Origin of the sequence: Sphingobacterium alimentarium (assembly GCF_004342685.1) — a bacterium.
Taxonomy (GTDB): Bacteria; Bacteroidota; Bacteroidia; order Sphingobacteriales; family Sphingobacteriaceae; genus Sphingobacterium; species Sphingobacterium alimentarium.
Window position 1 is genome coordinate 21,631 of sequence record NZ_SMBZ01000025.1, and the last position, 19,022, is coordinate 40,652.

The 19,022-nt window shown below is 38.5% G+C and carries 30 protein-coding genes; 27 read left to right on the forward strand and 3 right to left on the reverse strand.

The genetic code is table 11. The features are described 5' to 3' along the window. Window positions 1–16 precede the first annotated feature (16 nt). The 27 genes from rplP to EDC17_RS10140 all read left to right on the forward strand — a co-directional run bounded on the left by rplP (window position 17) and on the right by EDC17_RS10140 (window position 16,138). On the forward strand, window positions 17–439 hold the full coding sequence (gene rplP / locus EDC17_RS10010) for a 50S ribosomal protein L16 (RefSeq protein ID WP_132777946.1): 423 nt from the start codon (window positions 17–19) through the stop codon (window positions 437–439). 95 nt (window positions 440–534) lie between these two features. Next, window positions 535–753 (forward strand): 50S ribosomal protein L29, encoded by a 219-nt coding sequence (rpmC, locus tag EDC17_RS10015; protein WP_132777947.1) that lies wholly within the window; start codon window positions 535–537, stop codon window positions 751–753. Between the two features lie 13 nt (window positions 754–766). Next, window positions 767–1,021, forward strand: coding sequence for a 30S ribosomal protein S17 (gene rpsQ, locus EDC17_RS10020; protein WP_028071573.1), 255 nt, complete (start codon window positions 767–769; stop codon window positions 1,019–1,021). A gap of 1 nt (window position 1,022) precedes the next feature. Further along, the gene (gene rplN, locus EDC17_RS10025) at window positions 1,023–1,391 is read left to right on the forward strand and encodes a 50S ribosomal protein L14 (protein WP_132777948.1); all 369 of its coding nucleotides are present in this window, start codon (window positions 1,023–1,025) and stop codon (window positions 1,389–1,391) included. Between the two features lie 2 nt (window positions 1,392–1,393). After that, window positions 1,394–1,735 carry a 50S ribosomal protein L24 gene (gene rplX / locus EDC17_RS10030; protein WP_132777949.1) on the forward strand — a complete coding sequence of 114 codons (342 nt, stop codon included), beginning with the start codon at window positions 1,394–1,396 and terminating at the stop codon, window positions 1,733–1,735. Beyond that, window positions 1,735–2,304 (forward strand): 50S ribosomal protein L5, encoded by a 570-nt coding sequence (rplE, locus tag EDC17_RS10035; protein WP_132777950.1) that lies wholly within the window; start codon window positions 1,735–1,737, stop codon window positions 2,302–2,304. Before rplX ends, rplE begins: the two co-directional genes overlap by 1 nt. After that, window positions 2,297–2,566 (forward strand): 30S ribosomal protein S14, encoded by a 270-nt coding sequence (rpsN, locus tag EDC17_RS10040; protein ID WP_132777951.1) that lies wholly within the window; start codon window positions 2,297–2,299, stop codon window positions 2,564–2,566. Before rplE ends, rpsN begins: the two co-directional genes overlap by 8 nt. Window positions 2,567–2,708: 142 nt before the next feature. Then, the gene (rpsH, locus tag EDC17_RS10045) at window positions 2,709–3,107 is read left to right on the forward strand and encodes a 30S ribosomal protein S8 (RefSeq protein WP_132777952.1); all 399 of its coding nucleotides are present in this window, start codon (window positions 2,709–2,711) and stop codon (window positions 3,105–3,107) included. A gap of 21 nt (window positions 3,108–3,128) precedes the next feature. Further along, the gene (gene rplF / locus EDC17_RS10050) at window positions 3,129–3,683 is read left to right on the forward strand and encodes a 50S ribosomal protein L6 (protein ID WP_132777953.1); all 555 of its coding nucleotides are present in this window, start codon (window positions 3,129–3,131) and stop codon (window positions 3,681–3,683) included. A 5-nt stretch (window positions 3,684–3,688) separates the two neighbouring features. Next, complete coding sequence (gene rplR, locus EDC17_RS10055; protein WP_132777954.1) at window positions 3,689–4,042, forward strand: 50S ribosomal protein L18; 354 nt, start codon at window positions 3,689–3,691, stop codon at window positions 4,040–4,042. Between the two features lie 12 nt (window positions 4,043–4,054). Continuing rightward, entirely contained in the window at window positions 4,055–4,573 is a 519-nt protein-coding gene (gene rpsE, locus EDC17_RS10060; protein ID WP_132777955.1) for a 30S ribosomal protein S5, read from the forward strand. Between the two features lie 5 nt (window positions 4,574–4,578). After that, on the forward strand, window positions 4,579–4,758 hold the full coding sequence (gene rpmD, locus EDC17_RS10065; protein WP_132777956.1) for a 50S ribosomal protein L30: 180 nt from the start codon (window positions 4,579–4,581) through the stop codon (window positions 4,756–4,758). Window positions 4,759–4,886: 128 nt separating this feature from the next. Next, on the forward strand, window positions 4,887–5,333 hold the full coding sequence (rplO, locus tag EDC17_RS10070; protein ID WP_132777957.1) for a 50S ribosomal protein L15: 447 nt from the start codon (window positions 4,887–4,889) through the stop codon (window positions 5,331–5,333). Window positions 5,334–5,336: 3 nt separating this feature from the next. Further along, the gene (gene secY / locus EDC17_RS10075) at window positions 5,337–6,677 is read left to right on the forward strand and encodes a preprotein translocase subunit SecY (RefSeq protein ID WP_132777958.1); all 1,341 of its coding nucleotides are present in this window, start codon (window positions 5,337–5,339) and stop codon (window positions 6,675–6,677) included. Between the two features lie 8 nt (window positions 6,678–6,685). Next, window positions 6,686–7,468, forward strand: a complete 783-nt coding sequence (gene map / locus EDC17_RS10080) for a type I methionyl aminopeptidase (protein WP_132777959.1) — start codon at window positions 6,686–6,688, stop codon at window positions 7,466–7,468. A gap of 77 nt (window positions 7,469–7,545) precedes the next feature. Next, window positions 7,546–7,764: a translation initiation factor IF-1 gene (infA, locus tag EDC17_RS10085; protein ID WP_010599888.1), complete on the forward strand. Its 219-nt coding sequence runs from the start codon at window positions 7,546–7,548 to the stop codon at window positions 7,762–7,764. Between the two features lie 37 nt (window positions 7,765–7,801). Then, window positions 7,802–7,918, forward strand: a complete 117-nt coding sequence (ykgO, locus tag EDC17_RS10090) for a type B 50S ribosomal protein L36 (protein ID WP_021071232.1) — start codon at window positions 7,802–7,804, stop codon at window positions 7,916–7,918. A 29-nt stretch (window positions 7,919–7,947) separates the two neighbouring features. Next, a complete protein-coding gene (rpsM, locus tag EDC17_RS10095; protein WP_132777960.1) occupies window positions 7,948–8,325 on the forward strand; it encodes a 30S ribosomal protein S13 in 378 nt (125 codons plus the stop codon). A gap of 10 nt (window positions 8,326–8,335) precedes the next feature. Beyond that, window positions 8,336–8,725 carry a 30S ribosomal protein S11 gene (gene rpsK, locus EDC17_RS10100; protein WP_132777961.1) on the forward strand — a complete coding sequence of 130 codons (390 nt, stop codon included), beginning with the start codon at window positions 8,336–8,338 and terminating at the stop codon, window positions 8,723–8,725. 66 nt (window positions 8,726–8,791) lie between these two features. Next, a complete protein-coding gene (gene rpsD, locus EDC17_RS10105) occupies window positions 8,792–9,400 on the forward strand; it encodes a 30S ribosomal protein S4 (protein ID WP_132777962.1) in 609 nt (202 codons plus the stop codon). An 87-nt stretch (window positions 9,401–9,487) separates the two neighbouring features. Next, window positions 9,488–10,480, forward strand: coding sequence for a DNA-directed RNA polymerase subunit alpha (locus EDC17_RS10110; protein ID WP_132777963.1), 993 nt, complete (start codon window positions 9,488–9,490; stop codon window positions 10,478–10,480). 89 nt (window positions 10,481–10,569) lie between these two features. Continuing rightward, window positions 10,570–11,097: a 50S ribosomal protein L17 gene (rplQ, locus tag EDC17_RS10115; RefSeq protein ID WP_132777964.1), complete on the forward strand. Its 528-nt coding sequence runs from the start codon at window positions 10,570–10,572 to the stop codon at window positions 11,095–11,097. Between the two features lie 218 nt (window positions 11,098–11,315). Beyond that, window positions 11,316–12,449, forward strand: coding sequence for an aspartate aminotransferase family protein (locus tag EDC17_RS10120; protein WP_132777965.1), 1,134 nt, complete (start codon window positions 11,316–11,318; stop codon window positions 12,447–12,449). Window positions 12,450–12,476: 27 nt separating this feature from the next. Further along, on the forward strand, window positions 12,477–13,439 hold the full coding sequence (locus tag EDC17_RS10125; RefSeq protein ID WP_132777966.1) for a Rossmann-fold NAD(P)-binding domain-containing protein: 963 nt from the start codon (window positions 12,477–12,479) through the stop codon (window positions 13,437–13,439). 13 nt (window positions 13,440–13,452) lie between these two features. Beyond that, a complete protein-coding gene (argB, locus tag EDC17_RS10130; RefSeq protein ID WP_132777967.1) occupies window positions 13,453–14,250 on the forward strand; it encodes an acetylglutamate kinase in 798 nt (265 codons plus the stop codon). 21 nt (window positions 14,251–14,271) lie between these two features. Then, entirely contained in the window at window positions 14,272–15,072 is an 801-nt protein-coding gene (proC, locus tag EDC17_RS10135; RefSeq protein ID WP_132777968.1) for a pyrroline-5-carboxylate reductase, read from the forward strand. After that, window positions 15,065–16,138 (forward strand): M20 family metallo-hydrolase, encoded by a 1,074-nt coding sequence (locus EDC17_RS10140; protein ID WP_132777969.1) that lies wholly within the window; start codon window positions 15,065–15,067, stop codon window positions 16,136–16,138. Before proC ends, EDC17_RS10140 begins: the two co-directional genes overlap by 8 nt. Before the next feature lie 47 nt (window positions 16,139–16,185). Here the strand turns inward: EDC17_RS10140 and EDC17_RS10145 are convergent, their stop codons facing one another. The 3 genes from EDC17_RS10145 to bcp all read right to left on the reverse strand — a co-directional run bounded on the left by EDC17_RS10145 (window position 16,186) and on the right by bcp (window position 19,021). Further along, window positions 16,186–16,746 (reverse strand): hypothetical protein, encoded by a 561-nt coding sequence (locus EDC17_RS10145; protein ID WP_132777970.1) that lies wholly within the window; start codon window positions 16,744–16,746, stop codon window positions 16,186–16,188. Window positions 16,747–16,895: 149 nt separating this feature from the next. Then, window positions 16,896–18,365 (reverse strand): glycine--tRNA ligase, encoded by a 1,470-nt coding sequence (locus EDC17_RS10150; protein WP_132777971.1) that lies wholly within the window; start codon window positions 18,363–18,365, stop codon window positions 16,896–16,898. Between the two features lie 194 nt (window positions 18,366–18,559). Further along, window positions 18,560–19,021, reverse strand: coding sequence for a thioredoxin-dependent thiol peroxidase (gene bcp / locus EDC17_RS10155; RefSeq protein WP_132777972.1), 462 nt, complete (start codon window positions 19,019–19,021; stop codon window positions 18,560–18,562). Between the last annotated feature and the right edge of the window lies 1 nt (window position 19,022).

Below are 19,022 nucleotides of genomic sequence, written 5' to 3' on the forward strand. Positions count from 1 at the left end.
TTAAAAAAATACGAACATGTTACAGCCAAAAAGAACGAAGTTCAGAAAGATGCAAAAGGGCCGCATGAAAGGTAATGCTTCTCGTGGAGCAGAATTAGCTTTCGGTTCTTTCGGTATCAAATCACTGGAAGAAGCATGGATCACTAGCCGTCAAATCGAGGCAGCTCGTATCGCGGTAACACGTTTTATGAAACGTGAAGGTCAAGTATGGATCCGTATCTTCCCTGACAAACCGGTTACTAAAAAGCCTGCAGAGGTACGTATGGGTAAAGGTAAAGGTGCTCCTGAGTATTGGGTAGCAGTTGTAAGACCAGGCCGTATGTTATTCGAAGCAGAAGGTGTGCCTTTAGAAATTGCTAAAGAAGCTTTACGCCTTGCAGCTCAAAAGTTACCAGTACAAACTAAGTTTGTAATACGTAGAGACTACGTTGAAGCATAAAGAACGTTGGTAATGTCAATAGTTTAGCCTCTCGACCGTTACTCGAGAGGCATCATACAAACACAATTGATAACCCAGCATTAACACTGAAAACAATGAAAAATTCAGAAATCGTAGAATTAACAACAGACGCTTTAGTAGCTAAATTAGCTGAAGAAAAAGCGGCGTTAAACAAATTAAAATTTGCACATGCTGTTTCTGCTTTAGAAAACCCTAACGTTTTGAAAGCAGCTCGCAAAAATATCGCTCGTATCTCTACTGAGATCACTAAGCGTAAAAATGCAGCAAAATCTGAAACAGCCTCTGAGGCATAAAAATTAAGTCGAAATGGAAAGAAATTTAAGAAAAACAAGAATCGGCTTAGTAGTTAGCAACAAAATGGACAAATCTATCGTTGTAGCAGTAGAGCGTAAAGTGAAACACCCTATCTACGGTAAATTCGTTAAGAAAACTACTAAATTCAAAGCTCATGACGAAACTAATACCTGCGGTATCGGCGATACGGTATTAATTATGGAAACTCGTCCGCTGAGTAAAACAAAGAACTGGAGATTAGTTGAAATAATAGAAAGAGCTAAATAACATGGTACAACAAGAATCAAGACTAAATGTAGCTGACAACAGCGGTGCTAAAGAAGTTTTAGTAATCCGTGTGTTAGGCGGCACGCGCAAGCGTTATGCATCAATCGGTGATAAGATTGTTGTATCTGTAAAGAGCGCTATGCCTTCAGGAAACGTAAAAAAAGGATCAGTTTCTAAAGCAGTAGTAGTACGTACGAAAAAAGAAATCCGTCGTAAAGATGGTTCTTATATTCGTTTCGATGACAACGCTGCAGTATTATTAAATAATAATGATGAACCACGCGGAACACGTATTTTCGGCCCAGTAGCTCGTGAATTACGTGAGAAACAGTTCATGAAGATTGTATCACTAGCACCGGAGGTTTTATAATTATGGCACAGAAAACAAAAACAACTCACAAAATCAAAATTAAAAAAGGTGATTTAGTGAAAGTTATCGCTGGTAACTCTAAAGGTGTTCAAGGAAAAGTATTGCAAATTTTAGTGGATGCAAACAGAGCTATCGTAGAAGGCGCTAACATCGTAAAAAAACACACTAAACCTAGCGCAGCTAATCCTCAAGGTGGTATCATCGAGAAAGAAGCTGCTATCAACATCTCAAACTTAGCTTTGATCGATCCTAAAACAGGTGAAACTACACGTGTAGGTCGCAAACTAAATGCAGATGGCAAAATTGTTCGTTACGCTAAAAAATCAGGGGAGGAAATTAAATAATGACTTACGTACCAAGATTAAAAGCGAAATATGCGGAAGAAATCCGTACTACGCTTAAAGAAAAATTCCAGTATAAAAGCGTTATGCAAGTTCCGAAACTTGAGAAAATTGTCGTATCGCAAGGTGTCGGTGCTGCTACAGCAGATAAAAAATTAATCGATAACGCTATCGCTGAGTTAACTTTGATCACTGGTCAGCAAGCAGTTGCTACCAAATCAAAAAAGGATATCTCTAACTTCAAACTTCGTAAAGGAATGCCAGTTGGTGCTCGTGTAACATTACGTGACAACAACATGTACGAATTCTTAGACCGTTTGATCGCAGTATCTTTGCCTCGTATCCGCGACTTCCGTGGTATCAATGACAAAGGTTTTGACGGAAGAGGTAACTACAACTTAGGTATCACAGAGCAAATCATTTTCCCAGAGATCAACATTGACAAGATCAATAAAATCGCGGGTATGGATATCACATTCGTGACATCAGCTCAAAATGATATCGAAGCATTGGAGTTATTAAAACAATTCGGTTTACCATTCAAAAATCAAAATACGGAAAACAATGGCTAAAGAAGGATTAAAAGCACGCGAAGTAAAACGTCAAAAATTAGTTGCTAAATTTGCAGCTAAACGTGCAGCTCTGAAAGAAGCTGGAGACTACGCGGCGTTAGATAAATTACCTAAAAATGCTTCACCAGTTCGTTTACACAATCGTTGTAAATTAACAGGTCGTCCTAAAGGATATATGCGTCAATTTGGTATCTCTCGTGTAACATTCCGTGAGATGGCACTTGATGGCAAGATCCCGGGGATTACAAAAGCTTCTTGGTAATCAGGAAAAAATAGTTACTTTTGCCCGGATAAGTCTATAAAATGACTTATCAGGGCTTTTGCATTGCAATTTTTTATTAACAGACAGAAGGTCCAGTGTCCAAAATGAGCGCAGGAAACCATTGTCACAATTTTTTTACATAATGAATACAGATCCAATAGCGGATTACCTTACACGAGTAAGGAATGCCATTAAGGCCAACCACAGGGTTGTTGAAATTCCTGCATCGAACCTGAAAAAAGAAATCACAAAAGTTCTTTTTGACAAAGGTTACATTGCTAATTACAAATTCGTAGAAGAAGGACCTCAAGGTTCTATCAAAATTGCGTTAAAGTATAACCCAATTAGCAAAGTACCGGCTATTCGCACTTTGACACGTGTGAGTAAACCTGGTTTAAGAAAGTATGCAAATGTCGACAACATGCCTCGCGTTTTGAATGGCTTGGGTATTGCTATCTTGTCAACATCTAAAGGTGTAATGACAGATAAAGAAGCTCGCTTACAAAATGTAGGTGGTGAGGTTTTATGTTACATTTATTAATCTAGGAAAAAACACGAAGAAATGTCAAGAATTGGAAAAGCACCTATCGCTATTCCCGCGGGAGTAACGGTAACTGTGTCAGATAAGAATCTGGTAACAGTAAAAGGTCCTAAAGGTGAACTTTCACAACAAGTAGACAGCGACATTACAGTTAAAGAAGAAGATGGTAACATCGTAGTAACTCGCGCTACTGAACAAAAGAAACACAAAGCATTACACGGTCTATACCGTTCACTATTGAATAACATGGTGATTGGTGTGACTGAAGGTTACAAAACTACTCAAGAGTTAGTCGGTGTAGGTTACCGTGCTTCAAACACAGGTAATACATTAGAGTTAACTTTAGGTTTCTCTCACCAGATCGTTTTTGTATTGCCAAAGGAAATTACAGTAACAACAACTGCTGATAAAGGTAAAAACCCTACTATTACTTTAGAGTCTGTTGACAAACAGTTAATCGGGCAAGTAGCAGCGAAAATCCGCAGCTTCCGTAAACCAGAGCCTTACAAAGGTAAAGGTGTTAAATTTGCGGGTGAAGTATTAAGAAGAAAAGCAGGTAAATCAGCTAAAAAATAATAACCATGGCAGGAAGTAAAACATCTCGCAGAGAGCGAATCAAACAAGGAATTAGAAAAAACCTTGCTGGCACAACTGAGCGTCCACGTTTATCAGTTTTTAGATCTAACAAAGGTATCTACGCACAAGTAATCGACGATTCTACAGGCAAAACTTTAGCTGCAGCTTCAAGCTTATCTAAAGAGTTCGTAGCGTCAGGTAGCAAAGTAGAACAATCTAAAGCTGTAGGTAAATTAGTAGCTGAGAAAGCTGTTGCAGCAGGTATTAGTAAAGTAGTTTTTGACCGTAATGGGTACTTATACCACGGCCGTGTTAAATCATTGGCAGAAGGTGCTCGCGAAGGCGGTTTAGACTTTTAATCAAGAAAGATAATGGCATTAAGCAATATTAAAAGAGTAAAATCAAGCGAAATTGAATTAAAAGATCGCTTAGTAAGCATCCAACGCGTAGCGAAAGTAACTAAAGGTGGTCGTACTTTCAGTTTCTCAGCTATCGTAGTTGTCGGTGATGAAAACGGTATCGTAGGTTACGGTTTAGGTAAAGCTAAAGAGGTAACTGAAGCGATCACTAAAGGTATCGATGATGCTAAGAAAAATTTGGTAAAAGTTCCTATCATCAATGGAACTGTACCTCACGAGCAATACGGTAAATATTCAGGTGGTTCGGTATTAATCAAGCCAGCTGTAGGTGGTACTGGAGTATTAGCAGGTGGTGCCATGCGTGCCGTATTAGAGTCTGCTGGTATCAAAGACGTATTAGCTAAATCATTAGGATCATCAAACCCACACAACGTAGTGAAAGCAACTATCACTGCATTAGCAGAAATGCGTGATGCATACACAGTAGCTCAACACCGCGGTGTCGATTTAAACAAAGTATTTAACGGTTAATTATCATGGCAAAAATCAAAATTACCCAGATAAAGAGCGTTATCGACAGAAGCGAGCGCCAAAAGAAAACTATTGAGGCATTAGGTTTGAAAAAAATCAATCAATCAGTAGAAGTAGAAGCTACAGCTGCTATCATAGGAATGGTTCGTAAAGTGAATCACTTAGTAGCGGTAGAAGCTATCTAAAAAGCAAAATATACTATATGGAAAGGGTTTTATAATCCTTTCCATTAGTTATTTTTATTAATAATTTATTTGTTAATCGTTGTTTCCTGTATAGTGAAAGCGAAGGGGCAACATAATCTTAGTTTAAAATGAACTTAAGTAATTTAAAACCAGCAGCTGGTTCAACAAAAAGCAGAAAACGTATTGGTCGTGGTCAAGGTTCTGGTCGTGGTGGTACATCTACACGTGGTCACAAAGGTGCTGGCTCACGTTCAGGTCACTCGACTAAAATCGGTTTTGAAGGTGGTCAAATGCCTTTACAACGCCGTGTTCCTAAATTCGGTTTCAAAAATGCAAACCGTGTAGAATACAACGGTGTGAACTTAGACGTATTGCAAGCATTGGTTGAAAAACATAACTTAACTGTTATTGATTTCGATACGTTAAAAGCACATGGTTTAGTTTCAAAAAATGACCTAGTTAAGGTATTAGGTCGTGGTGAGTTTAATGCAAAAGTTGAAGTTAAAGCGCATGCATTCTCAGCGTCTGCACAAAAAGCAATCGAAGCTGCAGGTGGTTCTATCGTAAAACTTTAATACATGAAAAAACTAATCACAACCTTAACCAATATATGGAAGATTGAAGATTTACGTAATCGTATCTTGAATACGTTGCTATTTCTTCTCATTTATCGTATTGGATGTCACGTGGTATTACCAGGTGTCAATCCAGATGCGTTAGCAAGTGCAGGCGAAAAAGAAGGCCTTCTGGGAATGATTAATATGTTCTCTGGTGGTTCATTCTCGCGTGCTGCAATATTTGCCCTAGGTGTAATGCCTTACATCTCGGCTTCTATCGTTGTACAATTATTGGGGATTGCAGTTCCTGCCTTTCAGAAGATGCAAAAAGAGGGTGAGTCTGGTCGTAAAAAAATGACTCAGATTACACGCTACCTGACAGTGGCTATCACATTGGTACAAGCTATAGCTTATGTAAAAACTCAGATTGATGATACAGCTAAAGTTATTTCGGATCCAATGTTCACTGTGTTGACTGCTATTGTTTTGACTGCAGGTACTTTGTTTGTGATGTGGTTGGGTGAGAAAATCACCGATAAAGGTATTGGTAATGGTATCTCATTGATTATCATGGCTGGTATCATCGCTCAATTACCAGGCGGCATTGTCGCTGAATGGGGATCTCGTATGAGTCCTAGCGGTGGTGGTATTATTCCATTCATCGTGGAGTTTATTGCATTATTCTTTGTCGTGATCTTTACTATATTGATCGTACAAGGTGTACGCAAAATACCCGTTCAGTATGCTAAGAAAATTGTAGGTAACAAGCAAGTGGGTGGTGTGCGTCAGTACATCCCATTGAAAGTAAACGCGGCAGGTGTAATGCCTATTATCTTCGCACAAGCTATCATGTTTTTGCCGATGTCATTGGCACAATTTTTCCCTAGTCTTCAATCTGACTTTTTGACTTCTTTAACAGATTTCACTTCGGTAGCTTATAATGTGACTTTTGCAATTTTAATTATTGCGTTCACATTCTTCTATACAGCTATCATGGTAAATCCACAACAGATGTCTGAAGACATGAAGAAGAATGGTGGTTTCGTACCAGGCATCAAACCCGGATATGATACGAACTTATTCATAGATAATGTGATTTCTCGTATTACTTTCCCAGGCGCAATTTTTATAGCTATCATAGCCATATTACCAGCGATGGCAAGTGCTGCAGGAGTTAATAATAACTTCGCACACTTCTACGGAGGTACGTCGCTATTGATTTTGGTAGGTGTAGTTTTAGATACACTTCAACAGATCGAGTCTCATTTATTGATGCGTCATTACGATGGATTGATGAAGACAGGCCGTGTCAAAGGCCGTTCGGCAGTAGGAGTTGAAGGGTATGATCAATCAGCTATTTAATTCTTTAGATGTCTAAAGTAATTTATAAAACAGAAGAACAAATCGAGCAAATTCGAGAGTCAGCAAATGTACTCTCGAATTTACTTGCTGAAATCGCCAAGGTAATCAAACCTGGAGTTACTACACTTTCATTGGATAAGTTAGCTTATGACTATATCCATGATCATGGTGGTACACCAGCATTTCTCAATTATCACGGTTTTCCTTATTCTTTATGTATCTCGGTTAATGATCAAATCGTGCATGGTTTCCCTAGTGACTACATCATCAAGGATGGTGATCTAGTTTCTGTAGATGGGGGGGTAAACCTAAATGGTTTTATATCAGACTCGGCTTATACATTTGGGATAGGTGAAATATCAGAGGAAGCCCAATTACTATTAGACGTAACTAAAGCTTCTTTGCAAAAAGGAGTGGAACAGGCTGTTGCGGGCAGACGTGTGGGGGATATTTCATCAGCAATTCAAGAATATGTGCAACCTTACAACTTCGGTATCGTACGTGAACTAGTAGGTCATGGTGTGGGTCTACACCTACATGAAAAACCTGAAGTTCCGAATTACGGTAAACGAGGTGCAGGACCGAAGTTAGAATCGGGCTTAGTCATATGTATAGAGCCGATGATTAATGCCGGCAAGGCTGGTGTTAAGTTTTGGGATGATGGTTGGACGGTGAGTACAGTGGACGGCAAATTATCTGCACACTTTGAACAGATGGTAGCCATTCGAAAAGGTAGGCCGGATGTGTTGTTGAATTTTGATGAAATTGAAAAAGTTTTAAACAAAAAATAGTTGGCATACAATATTTTTTGTTTATCTTTGCACTCCTGTTAAGTGCAGGTTGTTGAAACGTAAATAAGAATTGATATATGGCTAAACAAGCCTCAATAGAACAAGACGGAGTTATCAGAGAAGCATTATCTAATGCTATGTTTCGTGTAGAATTGGAAAATGGGCATGAGATTATTGCTCATATTTCGGGTAAAATGCGTATGCACTACATCAAAATTCTTCCAGGAGACAAAGTGAAATTAGAGATGTCACCTTATGATTTAACAAAAGGTAGAATAACATATCGTTATAAATAAGATAGCGCTCTGCGAAGAGCTTTAACAATTTATTACAATGAAAGTAAGAGCATCAGTAAAAAAACGTAGCGCGGACTGTAAAATCATCCGTCGTAAAGGAAAGATTTTTGTGATCAACAAAAAGAACCCTAAATTCAAACAACGTCAGGGATAATTAATTAACAAAATCGCTTAAAAAATTATATGGCAAGGATATCAGGTATAGATTTACCTAAAAACAAAAGAGGTGTTATTGGCCTTACCTACATTTTCGGTGTTGGTCGTGCCACTGCTGCTTATATCTTGGATAAAGCAGGAATTAGTCAAGACGTTAAAGTTTCTGAGTGGAACGATGATCAATTAGCGGCTATTCGTACTATCATCAATGATGAAATTAAAGTAGAAGGTGCTTTACGTTCAGAAGTTCAGTTGAACATCAAACGTTTGATGGATATTGGTTGTTACCGTGGCCTACGTCACCGTAAACATTTACCAGTTCGTGGTCAACGTACAAAAAACAACTCTCGTACTCGTAAGGGTAAACGTAAGACAGTTGCAAACAAGAAAAAAGCTACTAAATAATAAGTAAAAAATGGCTAAAAGTAAAAAAGTTACTAAAAAGCGTATCGTTGTTATCGAGCCTGTAGGACAAGCTCATATCAATGCTACTTTTAACAACATTATTATTACTTTGACAAATAACTCAGGTCAAACTATTTCATGGTCATCAGCTGGTAAAATGGGTTTCAGAGGTTCTAAAAAGAACACTCCATACGCTGCCGGTCAAGCTGCTTCAGACTGTGGTAAAGTTGCTCACGACTTAGGGTTACGTAAAGTTGAAGTTTTCGTTAAAGGACCAGGTGCAGGTCGTGAATCAGCGATCCGTACATTACAAACTGTAGGTATTGATGTGACTAGTATCAAAGATATTACACCACTTCCTCACAACGGTTGTCGTCCTCCAAAACGCAGAAGAGTTTAATAATATTATTGTTTAAGATAAGATTCATCAGTTAAAGGCTGATCGATACTTCAAACAGAAAAAGAAATGGCAAGATATACAGGACCAAAGTCCAAAATTGCACGTAAATTCAGAGAGCCAATTTTCGGCCCTGATAAAGCATTAGAAAAAAAGAATTATCCTCCTGGACAACATGGTCCATCTAAAAGAAGAGGTAAGCAGTCTGAATATGCTATTCAGTTGTTAGAAAAACAAAAAGCTAAATATACTTACGGTGTTTTAGAACGTCAATTCTCTAACTTATTCGTAAAAGCGTCAGCAAAACAAGGTATCACAGGTGAGAACTTCTTGAAATTATTAGAAGCTCGTTTGGATAACGTGGTTTACCGTTTAGGTATTGCTCCTACACGTTCGGCTGCACGTCAATTAGTATCACACAAGCACATTACTGTTAACGGCGATGTTGTTAACATTCCATCATATAGCGTACGCCCAGGCGATGTTATCGCGGTGCGTGAGCGTTCTCAAACTTTAGAAGCTATCACTACTTCAGTAGCAGGTAGAACAATCAACAAATATGGTTGGTTAGAATGGGATGCAAAAAATCTTACTGGTAGATTCATTTCTTTCCCAGAGAGAGCAGATATCCCTGAGAATATCAAAGAAAACTTAATCGTAGAGTTGTACTCTAAATAATAAATAATAGTAATATGCATAACCTCAGATCAGGTTATGCATATGCTATTATGATATTCATTGTTAAAAAATATTAAAATATTATAAATGGCAATTTTAGCATTTCAAAGACCGGATAAAGTTATCATGCAAAAGTCTACGGATTTTGATGGTACTTTCGAATTTCGTCCATTAGAGCCAGGTTTTGGTGTAACAATTGGTAATGCTTTGCGCCGTATTTTATTGTCCTCTTTAGAAGGATATGCAATTACGTCGATTAGAATTTCTGGCGTGTCTCACGAATTCTCTACCATCAAAGGTGTAGTGGAAGACGTAACTGAGATCATCTTGAATTTGAAACAAGTACGTTTTCAAAAATCAGGTGAGCAAGGAGACAACGAGAAAATCTTTGTAGTTATCAATGGTCAAGAACAATTCAAAGCTGGTGATATCACTAAGTTTTCGAACAACTTTACAGTGTTAAACCCTGACCTAGTAATTTGTAACATGGATAGCTCAATCACTTTAGAGGTTGAATTATCTGTATCAAAAGGTCGCGGTTATGTAAATGCGGAAGAGAACAAAGTAACTGATGGTCCTGTAGGTGTAATCGCTATTGACTCTATCTACACTCCGATTAAGAATGTGAAATATACCATTGAAAACTACCGTGTAGAGCAAAAAACTGACTACGAGAAATTGTTGTTAGACATCTCTACAGATGGTTCTATTCACCCAGAAGATGCTTTGAAAGAAGCTGCTCGTATCTTGATCCAGCACTTCATGTTGTTCTCTGACGAAAATATGTTGTTAGAGTCACAAACTAAAGAAGAAACTAAAGTAGTAGACGAAGAAATCTTACATATGCGTAAGATCTTGAAAACTGAATTAGTGGATTTAGATCTTTCTGTTCGTGCACTGAACTGTTTGAAAGCTGCAGATATTCGTACATTGGCTGAGTTAGTAACATACGACGTGGCTGATATGTTGAAATTCCGCAACTTCGGTAAAAAATCATTAAGCGAAATTCAGGAATTGGTAAAATCGAAAGGTTTATCATTCGGAATGAACTTGTCTAAATACAAATTAGACGAAGAATAATAATTAATTAAATAATTAAGCGACCTGTTGCATAATTCCTCCGAAAGCAAAAGCAAGTAAGAACGGTATGCACAAAAACTAAAACTAAAATGAGACACGGAAAAAAAGTAAATCACTTAGGCCGCACTGACAGTCACCGTAAGGCGATGTTAGCTAACATGGCGACGTCATTGATCAAACACAAACGTATTACTACTACTTTGGCTAAAGCTAAAGCATTACGTAAATATGTAGAGCCTTTGATTACTAAATCTAAAACTGACACGACTCACTCTCGTCGTACAGTATTCGCTTATTTAAAGGATAAAGATGCTGTTACTATCTTATTCCGCGAAGTATCTGAAAAAGTTGCTACGCGTCCAGGTGGTTACACTCGTATCATTAAATTAGAAAACCGTTTAGGTGATAATGCGGAGATGGCATTCATCGAGTTAGTAGATTACAACGAAGTTTATGGCAAAACTGCTAAAACTGAGAAAAAAGCTACTCGTCGCCGTGGTGCTTCTAAGAAAAAAGCTGCTGAGACTGCTGAGACAGTAGAAGTTGCTGAAGAAGTAAAAGCTGAAGAAACAGCTACTACAGAAGAAGCTCCTGCTACTGAAGAGAAAAAAGACTAGTATTTAGTTTAAAATCTTATATGAAAGCCTATCATCAGCGATGATAGGCTTTTGTGCGTTTATAAAGTCGAAAAAGTCCTTAATGTGATTGTCAAACCATATACTTATACGCTGTGAAGCAAATATATATGCAGGAAATTACGTCAATAAGGGGAGTAAAATAACTATATTTGTCATGTATTTGTTGAGTACATCGACTTTATTATTAATTTTTAGAAATGAATTTATTTAATGTTTACCCGATCAATCCTATTAACATCGTTAAGGCTGAGGGTTCTACAGTTTGGGATGCGGAGGGTAATGAATTTTTAGATCTATATGGTGGTCACGCCGTAATATCTATCGGACACACACATCCTCATTATGTAAAGACCATTACAGAGCAATTGAATAATATTGGATTCTATTCTAATTCCATTGAGATCCCTATCCAAAAGCAATTAGCTCAACAATTGGGTGAGATCTCTGGCAAAGCGGATTATACCTTATTCCTATGTAATTCAGGAGCAGAAGCTAATGAAAATGCGTTGAAACTTGCATCATTTCACACAGGGCGCAAAAAGGTAATCGCTTTTGACAAAGCCTTTCATGGTCGTACCTCATTAGCTGTGGCGGCTACTGATAATCCTGCCATAGTAGCTCCTGTCAATCAAACTGATAATATTATATTCCTTCCCTTCAATGATGAAGAAGCTCTTTTAGCAGCATTCGCCGAATACGGTGATGAGATTGCGGCTGTTATCATAGAAGGCATACAAGGTGTTGGTGGTATTCGTGAGGCTTCAGTTTCATTCTTAAGATTAATACGTTCGTTGTGCGACCAATATGGGTCGGTGTATATAGCAGACTCGGTTCAGTGTGGCTATGGCCGTACGGGGGATTTTTATTCACACGATTACGCCCAAGTGGAGGCAGATATATACTCCATGGCTAAAGGAATGGGCAATGGATTCCCTATTGGTGGTATCGCGATAGCCCCTAAGTTTAAAGCTTCTTATGGATTGTTGGGAACAACCTTTGGCGGTAATCACCTAGCTTGTGCTGCCGCAGTAGCGGTATTGGATATTATCAAACAAGATAATTTATTGGCGAACGCTGCCTCTGTTGGCGCTTATCTAATCGATGAATTGAAGAAATTTGATAAGGTACAAGAAGTGCGTGGTCGTGGATTAATGGTTGGAATTGATTTGCCTACGGAGTTAGCACACGTGAAAAAAGATCTATTGTTGAAAAATAGAATTTTCACCGGCGAAGCTAAGCCAAATGTAATCCGTATCCTACCGGCTTTGAACATAACAAAAGAGATTGCAGATAGATTTTTAACTGCTTTGGACGAACGTCTAAAAGCTTAATACTCATTATTCATAGATTATATATCAATGAAAAAGTTTTTTTCAGTAGCGGATGTTGATAGCCTCGATGCTATCGTCAAAGAAGCGTTAGAGCTAAAGGCCAATCCGAATGCACATGAAGCGCTCGGTAAACATAAGATGTTGGGTCTGGTATTCTTAAATCCAAGCTTACGTACACGCCTTAGTACTCAAAAAGCAGCCCTAAATCTTGGGATGAATGTGATGGTGATGAATATGGACAAAGATGGCTGGGCACTAGAAACTCAGGATGGTGTAGTGATGAATGGGACGACTGTCGAACATATTCGTGAAGCTGCAGCTGTAATGGGCGAATATTGTGATATATTGGGATTGCGATCCTTCCCTTCGTTGAAAGATAAAGAAGCTGATTACAATGAGGATTTGTTCAATAAGTTTATCAAATTTTGCGGTGTTCCCGTTGTTTCATTAGAAAGTGCTACACGTCATCCTTTACAAAGTTTGACAGACTTAATTACGATAACCGAGCACAAGCAAATTGCTAAGCCTAAAGTGGTATTGGCATGGGCTCCGCATGTGAAAGCATTGCCACAAGCTGTGCCAAATTCATTTGCCGAATGGATGTCCAAAGCGCAGGAGCAGGGCTTGGTGGACTTCACCATAGCTCATCCAGCTGGATATGAGCTAGCCGATGAATTTACTACAGGCGCTACTATCACTCATAAACTGGATGAAGCACTAGCTGATGCTGACTTTGTCTATGTTAAAAACTGGTCTTCCTACAAAGAATATGGCGAGGTATATCCTGTCAACGAAAACTGGATGATGGACAATCAAAAGTTGAAACTGACGAATGATGCGAAGGTAATGCACTGTTTGCCTGTACGTCGTGATCTCGAGCTGTCATCTGAGATTTTGGATGGTCCTAATTCACTTGTGATCAAAGAAGCTAGTAATCGCGTTTGGGCGGCTCAAGTGGTATTAAAAAGAATGTTAGAAAGTCTAAATTAATAAGCAGATAAGTATGTCGAATAGTACATTGAATATTGTTAAGATCGGTGGTAATGTAATTGATGATGATATTCAATTAGAAACTTTCTTGGAAAAATTTGCAGCCATTCCGGGAAAGAAAATTTTGGTGCATGGTGGTGGTAAAATTGCCACGCGATTAGCTTCAAAATTAGGGTTAGAAGCGCAAATGGTAGAAGGCCGACGCATTACCGACAAAGATATGCTTGATGTGGTAACCATGGTTTATGCAGGCCTTACCAACAAGAAAATAGTAGCAACGCTACAAAAATATTTGTGTGATGCCATTGGGCTCAGTGGGGCAGATGGTAATGTCATCAAGGCTGTAAAACGTCCGGTGAAAGAAATTGATTACGGTTATGCAGGTGATATTTTGGCAGACTCGGTAAACTCCCTGGCTATCAAAAAGTTCTTGGATGCGGGTTTTACACCTATATTTTCGGCTATTACACACAATGGTAGCGGGCAACTGTTGAATACCAACGCCGATACCATTGCTTCGGCTTTAGCTACGGCGATGGCGGATCATTATGAAGCATCTTTGATTTATTGTTTCGAAAAAAATGGGGTATTGCTGGATGTAAATGATGAGAATTCAGTTATTGAAAATATTACGGCTAAAGATTTTACAACATATAGAGAGCGCGGCATCATCAGCGATGGAATGATTCCTAAATTGCAAAATGCCTTTGATGCGATACATAAGGGTGTTAAATCTGTATATGTAGGTAATGCTTCAAACTTGCACCTGTTTCAACAACAAAAATTTGGAACATGTCTTGTCAATAAATAATCAACTTTTTATTCCTAAACCATGAGTAAAATAACAATAATAGGATCGGGAAATATAGGTTTTTCACTTGCCAAAGGTCTGGTGAAATCCGCAATTTATCAAGCTGAAGATATCGTACTCACTCGCCGAAGTTTGGCCTCATTATCAGAAGAGTCTGCGGAGGGTTTTGGTGTCAGTGCAGATAATGCAGAGGCTATTGTAGGTGCTGATATTATAGTATTGGCTGTTCTTCCGCAGCAGCTTAAAAAAGTCATGCAGGAGATTTCTTCCAATGTAGTGCCCAATCAGATTATTGTTTCTGTAGCATCAGGCGTTAGTTGCCATGATGTGAAAGAGGTTTTAGGCGAAAATAAAATTGTCGTTCGTGCTATGCCTAATACAGCCATAGCCATAGGTCAGTCTATGACCTGCATTGCGACAGATTCTGCTCCCGAAGAGGCGGTATCCCGCGTAGAAAAGTTATTTGAAGCAGTGGGTTCAGTAGTAGTTATACAGGAAGACTTGATGACTTCTGCTACAGCCTTGTGTGCTTGTGGTATAGCCTTTTTCTTGCGTGCTATCCGTGCGGCTTCTCAAGGTGGAGTGGAAATTGGTTTTCACGCCCACGATGCTTTAAAAATGGCGGTACAAACAGCCAAAGGTGCGGCAGATTTATTGTTGCAGACACAAAATCACCCGGAGAGTGAAATCGATAAAGTGACCTCTCCTAAAGGCTGTACAATAGCTGGATTGAACGAAATGGAGCATAATGGATTAAGTTCCGCATTTATAAAAGGAATTAAATTATCAGCCAAAAAAGCTGGTGGATTGTATAATGAATAAGTCCATTCAACAATTAATAGAAGAAAGTACTGCGCTATTAGCACAGCTTGTAGCTACTCCCTCTTTGAGTAGGGAGGAGACTCAGACTGCCGATTGTATTAGTCATTTTCTTATCGATAGAGGTATTTCAAATAATCAGGTAGGGAATAATGTCATTGCCTATAATAAATATTTTGATGAGAATAAGCCTACTATTCTACTCAATTCGCATCATGATACCGTAAAACCGAATCCTGGTTATACAAAAGATCCTTTCGAAGCAATTTTTGAAGACGGTAAACTATATGGCTTAGGATCAAATGATGCGGGAGGATGTCTAGTTGCGCTAATAGCTACCTTTTTATATTATTATGCGGATTCAGATTTAGCGTATAATCTTTGTTTGATCGCTTCCGCGGAGGAAGAAATCTCTGGCAAAAATGGTATTGAAGAGGCATACAAACATGTCGTTCCCTGTGCATTTGCGATAGTCGGGGAGCCGACATTATTGGATTTGGCTGTAGCAGAAAAAGGCTTAATGGTGTTGGACTGTACAGCGATAGGACAATCGGGACATGCCGCGCGAGAAGAGGGCGTAAACGCTATTTATAAAGCTGTTGCGGATATAAACTGGTTTAATTCTTATACATTTCCAAAGGAATCAGAATTTCTTGGTCCCGTAAAAATGTCTGTAACTCTCATCAATGCCGGCTCCCAACATAATGTGGTACCTGCGGAGTGTAAGTATGTAGTGGATGTTCGTACGACGGATGTTTACAGCAATCAGGAAGTTTTAGAGATCATCCAATCACAGGTACAATCTCAGGTAGTAGCGCGCTCTACGCGGTTGAATCCTTCTACTATCCCAGTTGATCATCCAATAGTACAAGCGGGCTTAAAACTAGGTAAAAAGATATATGGCAGTCCCACGATGAGTGATCAGGCTTTATTACCTATTCCTTCTATTAAAGTAGGACCCGGTGATTCAGCTCGTTCGCATACGGCCGATGAATTTATTTATTTAAAGGAGATAGAGAAGGGCGTGCGGTTTTATATTGACATCTTAAAATCAATACTAAAAAAATAAAGGTTAAGCATCTACTTAACCTTTATTTTTTATACGATCGAATTCGACTATCTAAGCTTTTTAATAGAATTGTTTGCTTTTTCCAAATCACGCTCAATTTCGAAAATCTTAATCTGAGCTTTGCTGATTTTGATAATTTCTTTTTCACGTTCCAAATCCGATATTCTATTTCTACGGATTTTTTTATCTAAAGCATCTTCCATTTTTTCCACTTTTGATTTTTGCTTATCCAGCTTTTTCTCAATGCTTACTGCTTTTTTTACGGCTTTATCATATTTGTTGGCCGCTTTTTTACGCGCTTTCTGTTCTTTTTCGAGTCTTTTTGCCTGTTTCTTTATTTCTTTCTCTCTCTTGGTAGCCGCTTTTTCTGCCTTAATACGTTCTTTCTCGATTTTTGCAGCAGCATTACGGCTAACTGCGATAGCAGCCTTACTTTCATCCTGTAATTTCTGCTGTTCAGTTGTTAGAGTTGTTCCAGCTGGCGAATCCCATTTGTTTACTGCATTGCTATTGCCAGTTGTTTTTACGGGTTGCTGAGCATGTGTGTTAACCATTCCTGCCACCACTAGACCTGCACTTAACAATATGGTTTTTATATTTACTTTCATGATAAAATATATTTCTATTTAATTAACGTAGATAATTGAATAGCGTAATTATTTATGTAAAATTATCTTGTTGGTAAAAATATAAAACAAAAGAGCAGCATAATTGAATATGCTACTCTTTTTAATCTATCTTGTAGAGAATCTTCTAGTTAGGCTAGTTGGGATAACAAATTAGTCAGGCTTACGCGCTCACCAATGATTCTACTCAAATCAGTGATAGCGACACGCTCTTGTTCCATAGAATCGCGGTGACGGATGGTCACCATATTATCTTCTAATGACTGGTGATCCACTGTGATACAGTATGGCGTACCAATTGCATCTTGGCGGCGGTAGCGTTTACCAATCGCATCTTTCTCATCATATTGAATGTTGTAATCCAATTTAAGCGCAGCCATTATCTCGCGCGCTTTTTCTGGAAGGCCATCTTTTTTGGTCAATGGCAATACAGCTGCTTTCACTGGTGCGATAGCGGGATGGAATTTCAAGACTACACGTGAATCTTGTTTTTCTTCGCTTGAAAGATCTTCGTGAACTAATGAATTGGCTAATACAGTCAAGAATAGACGATCCAAACCAATCGAAGTCTCTACTACATAAGGAATGTAGTTTTGATTAATCTCTGGATCGAAATACTGCATTTTCTTTTTCGAAAATTCTTGATGTTGTTTCAAGTCAAAATCCGTACGTGAGTGGATTCCTTCTACCTCTTTGAATCCAAACGGGAATTCGTATTCGATATCTACAGCTGCATTTGCATAGTGCGCAAGCTTAGCGTGGTCATGATAACGGTATTTTGCAGGATCGGCGCCTAATGCCAAATGCCATTTCAATCGCGTCTCTTTCCATTTTTTATACCATTCCATTTCCGTACCCGGACGAACGAAGAATTGTAATTCCATTTGCTCGAATTCACGCATACGCATGATGAACTGACGTGCAATTACTTCATTACGGAATGCTTTACCGATTTGTGCAATACCAAAAGGGATTTTCATTCTTCCTGTTTTTTGTACGTTGAGGAAGTTAACAAAAATACCTTGCGCAGTTTCTGGACGCAAGTATACTTTTTCTGCACCATCAGCCATAGCACCCATTTGTGTATCAAACATCAAATTGAACTGACGTACTTCAGTCCAGTTTTTAGTTCCTGAAATCGGACATACGATATTGTGTTCCTCGATGATGGTTTTTAGACGCACTAAATCATCCGCATTCAATGCATCGTCAAGGTCTTGTTGAAGTTGTGCTGCTTTATCCGTCTTACCGTCCTTTTCATAACGATCGATTTTGTCTTCGATCAATTGATCTGCACGGTAACGTTTTTTAGAATCTTTATTATCGATCATAGGATCGTTGAATCCATCTACGTGACCTGAAGCTTTCCAAGTCGTCGGGTGCATGAAGATTGCGGCGTCGATACCTACAATATTTTCGTTCAATTGCACCATGGATTTCCACCAATAAGTCTTCAGGTTATTTTTTAATTCTGAACCTAATTGTCCGTAATCATATACGGCACTCAAACCGTCATAAATCTCACTTGAAGGGAATACAAAACCGTACTCTTTGGCGTGTGATATAATGTTTTTGAAAAAGTCGTCTGTTTGTTTGCTCATAAGGAGCAAATATATACAAAGGTTGTGAAAGTGGCAAAACTTGAACTTAGATTATAAAGGTGTTTGATTTCTTGGGTATTATCCCTGGATCCCGCTGATGAGAAAAGTCAGACTTCAAGGGAGGAGTTTGGTTTGAAACGAGGTTAAAAAATGAAAGACATATTTGGTCAAAAATATGTCTTTCAATGCTTTATTTAAGCATACAAATCCAGAATCTGCTGGGATGCATTCTTATTATCTACTTTTTTGATGATGTGTTCGATGATTCCTTCTTCGTTAATGACGAAAGTTGTACGTGCTGTGCCCATATATTTTTTTCCGTACATATTTTTTTCTACCCATACGCCGTAATCATTGACTATTTTTTGGTCTTCATCGGCCAATAGATTGAATGGCAATTCAAATTTGGTAATGAATTTTTGATGGGATTGTTCACTGTCGGTGCTTACGCCCAAGACTTCAAAACCTTGGCCTAAAAGAAATTGATAGCTGTCTCTGAAGTTGCACGCTTCAGTCGTACATCCTGGCGTATTGTCTTTTGGATAGAAATATAAAATTACTTTCTTTCCTCGGAAATCCGATAACTTAACGATTTCACCATTTTGGTTTTTTGCTGTTATTTCCGGTGCTGTTGAGCCTATTTCTAATGACATAATT

Bases quoted from the DNA above. Each gene is read 5' to 3' on its own strand.
- rpsH (WP_132777952.1), top strand. From the start codon at position 2,709: ATGAATACAGATCCAATAGCGGATTACCTTACACGAGTAAGGAATGCC.
- rpmD (WP_132777956.1), top strand. From the start codon at position 4,579: ATGGCAAAAATCAAAATTACCCAGATAAAGAGCGTTATCGACAGAAGC.
- rplX (WP_132777949.1), top strand. From the start codon at position 1,394: ATGGCACAGAAAACAAAAACAACTCACAAAATCAAAATTAAAAAAGGT.
- rpsE (WP_132777955.1), top strand. From the start codon at position 4,055: ATGGCATTAAGCAATATTAAAAGAGTAAAATCAAGCGAAATTGAATTA.
- infA (WP_010599888.1), top strand. From the start codon at position 7,546: ATGGCTAAACAAGCCTCAATAGAACAAGACGGAGTTATCAGAGAAGCA.
- rplR (WP_132777954.1), top strand. From the start codon at position 3,689: ATGGCAGGAAGTAAAACATCTCGCAGAGAGCGAATCAAACAAGGAATT.
- rplF (WP_132777953.1), top strand. From the start codon at position 3,129: ATGTCAAGAATTGGAAAAGCACCTATCGCTATTCCCGCGGGAGTAACG.
- rpsK (WP_132777961.1), top strand. From the start codon at position 8,336: ATGGCTAAAAGTAAAAAAGTTACTAAAAAGCGTATCGTTGTTATCGAG.
- secY (WP_132777958.1), top strand. From the start codon at position 5,337: ATGAAAAAACTAATCACAACCTTAACCAATATATGGAAGATTGAAGAT.
- EDC17_RS10125 (WP_132777966.1), top strand. From the start codon at position 12,477: ATGAAAAAGTTTTTTTCAGTAGCGGATGTTGATAGCCTCGATGCTATC.
- EDC17_RS10150 (WP_132777971.1), bottom strand. From the start codon at position 18,365: ATGAGCAAACAAACAGACGACTTTTTCAAAAACATTATATCACACGCC.
- EDC17_RS10120 (WP_132777965.1), top strand. From the start codon at position 11,316: ATGAATTTATTTAATGTTTACCCGATCAATCCTATTAACATCGTTAAG.
- rplQ (WP_132777964.1), top strand. From the start codon at position 10,570: ATGAGACACGGAAAAAAAGTAAATCACTTAGGCCGCACTGACAGTCAC.
- EDC17_RS10110 (WP_132777963.1), top strand. From the start codon at position 9,488: ATGGCAATTTTAGCATTTCAAAGACCGGATAAAGTTATCATGCAAAAG.
- rplP (WP_132777946.1), top strand. From the start codon at position 17: ATGTTACAGCCAAAAAGAACGAAGTTCAGAAAGATGCAAAAGGGCCGC.
- ykgO (WP_021071232.1), top strand. From the start codon at position 7,802: ATGAAAGTAAGAGCATCAGTAAAAAAACGTAGCGCGGACTGTAAAATC.
- EDC17_RS10140 (WP_132777969.1), top strand. From the start codon at position 15,065: ATGAATAAGTCCATTCAACAATTAATAGAAGAAAGTACTGCGCTATTA.
- rpmC (WP_132777947.1), top strand. From the start codon at position 535: ATGAAAAATTCAGAAATCGTAGAATTAACAACAGACGCTTTAGTAGCT.
- proC (WP_132777968.1), top strand. From the start codon at position 14,272: ATGAGTAAAATAACAATAATAGGATCGGGAAATATAGGTTTTTCACTT.
- rpsN (WP_132777951.1), top strand. From the start codon at position 2,297: ATGGCTAAAGAAGGATTAAAAGCACGCGAAGTAAAACGTCAAAAATTA.
- argB (WP_132777967.1), top strand. From the start codon at position 13,453: ATGTCGAATAGTACATTGAATATTGTTAAGATCGGTGGTAATGTAATT.
- rpsQ (WP_028071573.1), top strand. From the start codon at position 767: ATGGAAAGAAATTTAAGAAAAACAAGAATCGGCTTAGTAGTTAGCAAC.
- rpsM (WP_132777960.1), top strand. From the start codon at position 7,948: ATGGCAAGGATATCAGGTATAGATTTACCTAAAAACAAAAGAGGTGTT.
- rplO (WP_132777957.1), top strand. From the start codon at position 4,887: ATGAACTTAAGTAATTTAAAACCAGCAGCTGGTTCAACAAAAAGCAGA.
- EDC17_RS10145 (WP_132777970.1), bottom strand. From the start codon at position 16,746: ATGAAAGTAAATATAAAAACCATATTGTTAAGTGCAGGTCTAGTGGTG.
- rplN (WP_132777948.1), top strand. From the start codon at position 1,023: ATGGTACAACAAGAATCAAGACTAAATGTAGCTGACAACAGCGGTGCT.
- rplE (WP_132777950.1), top strand. From the start codon at position 1,735: ATGACTTACGTACCAAGATTAAAAGCGAAATATGCGGAAGAAATCCGT.
- map (WP_132777959.1), top strand. From the start codon at position 6,686: ATGTCTAAAGTAATTTATAAAACAGAAGAACAAATCGAGCAAATTCGA.
- rpsD (WP_132777962.1), top strand. From the start codon at position 8,792: ATGGCAAGATATACAGGACCAAAGTCCAAAATTGCACGTAAATTCAGA.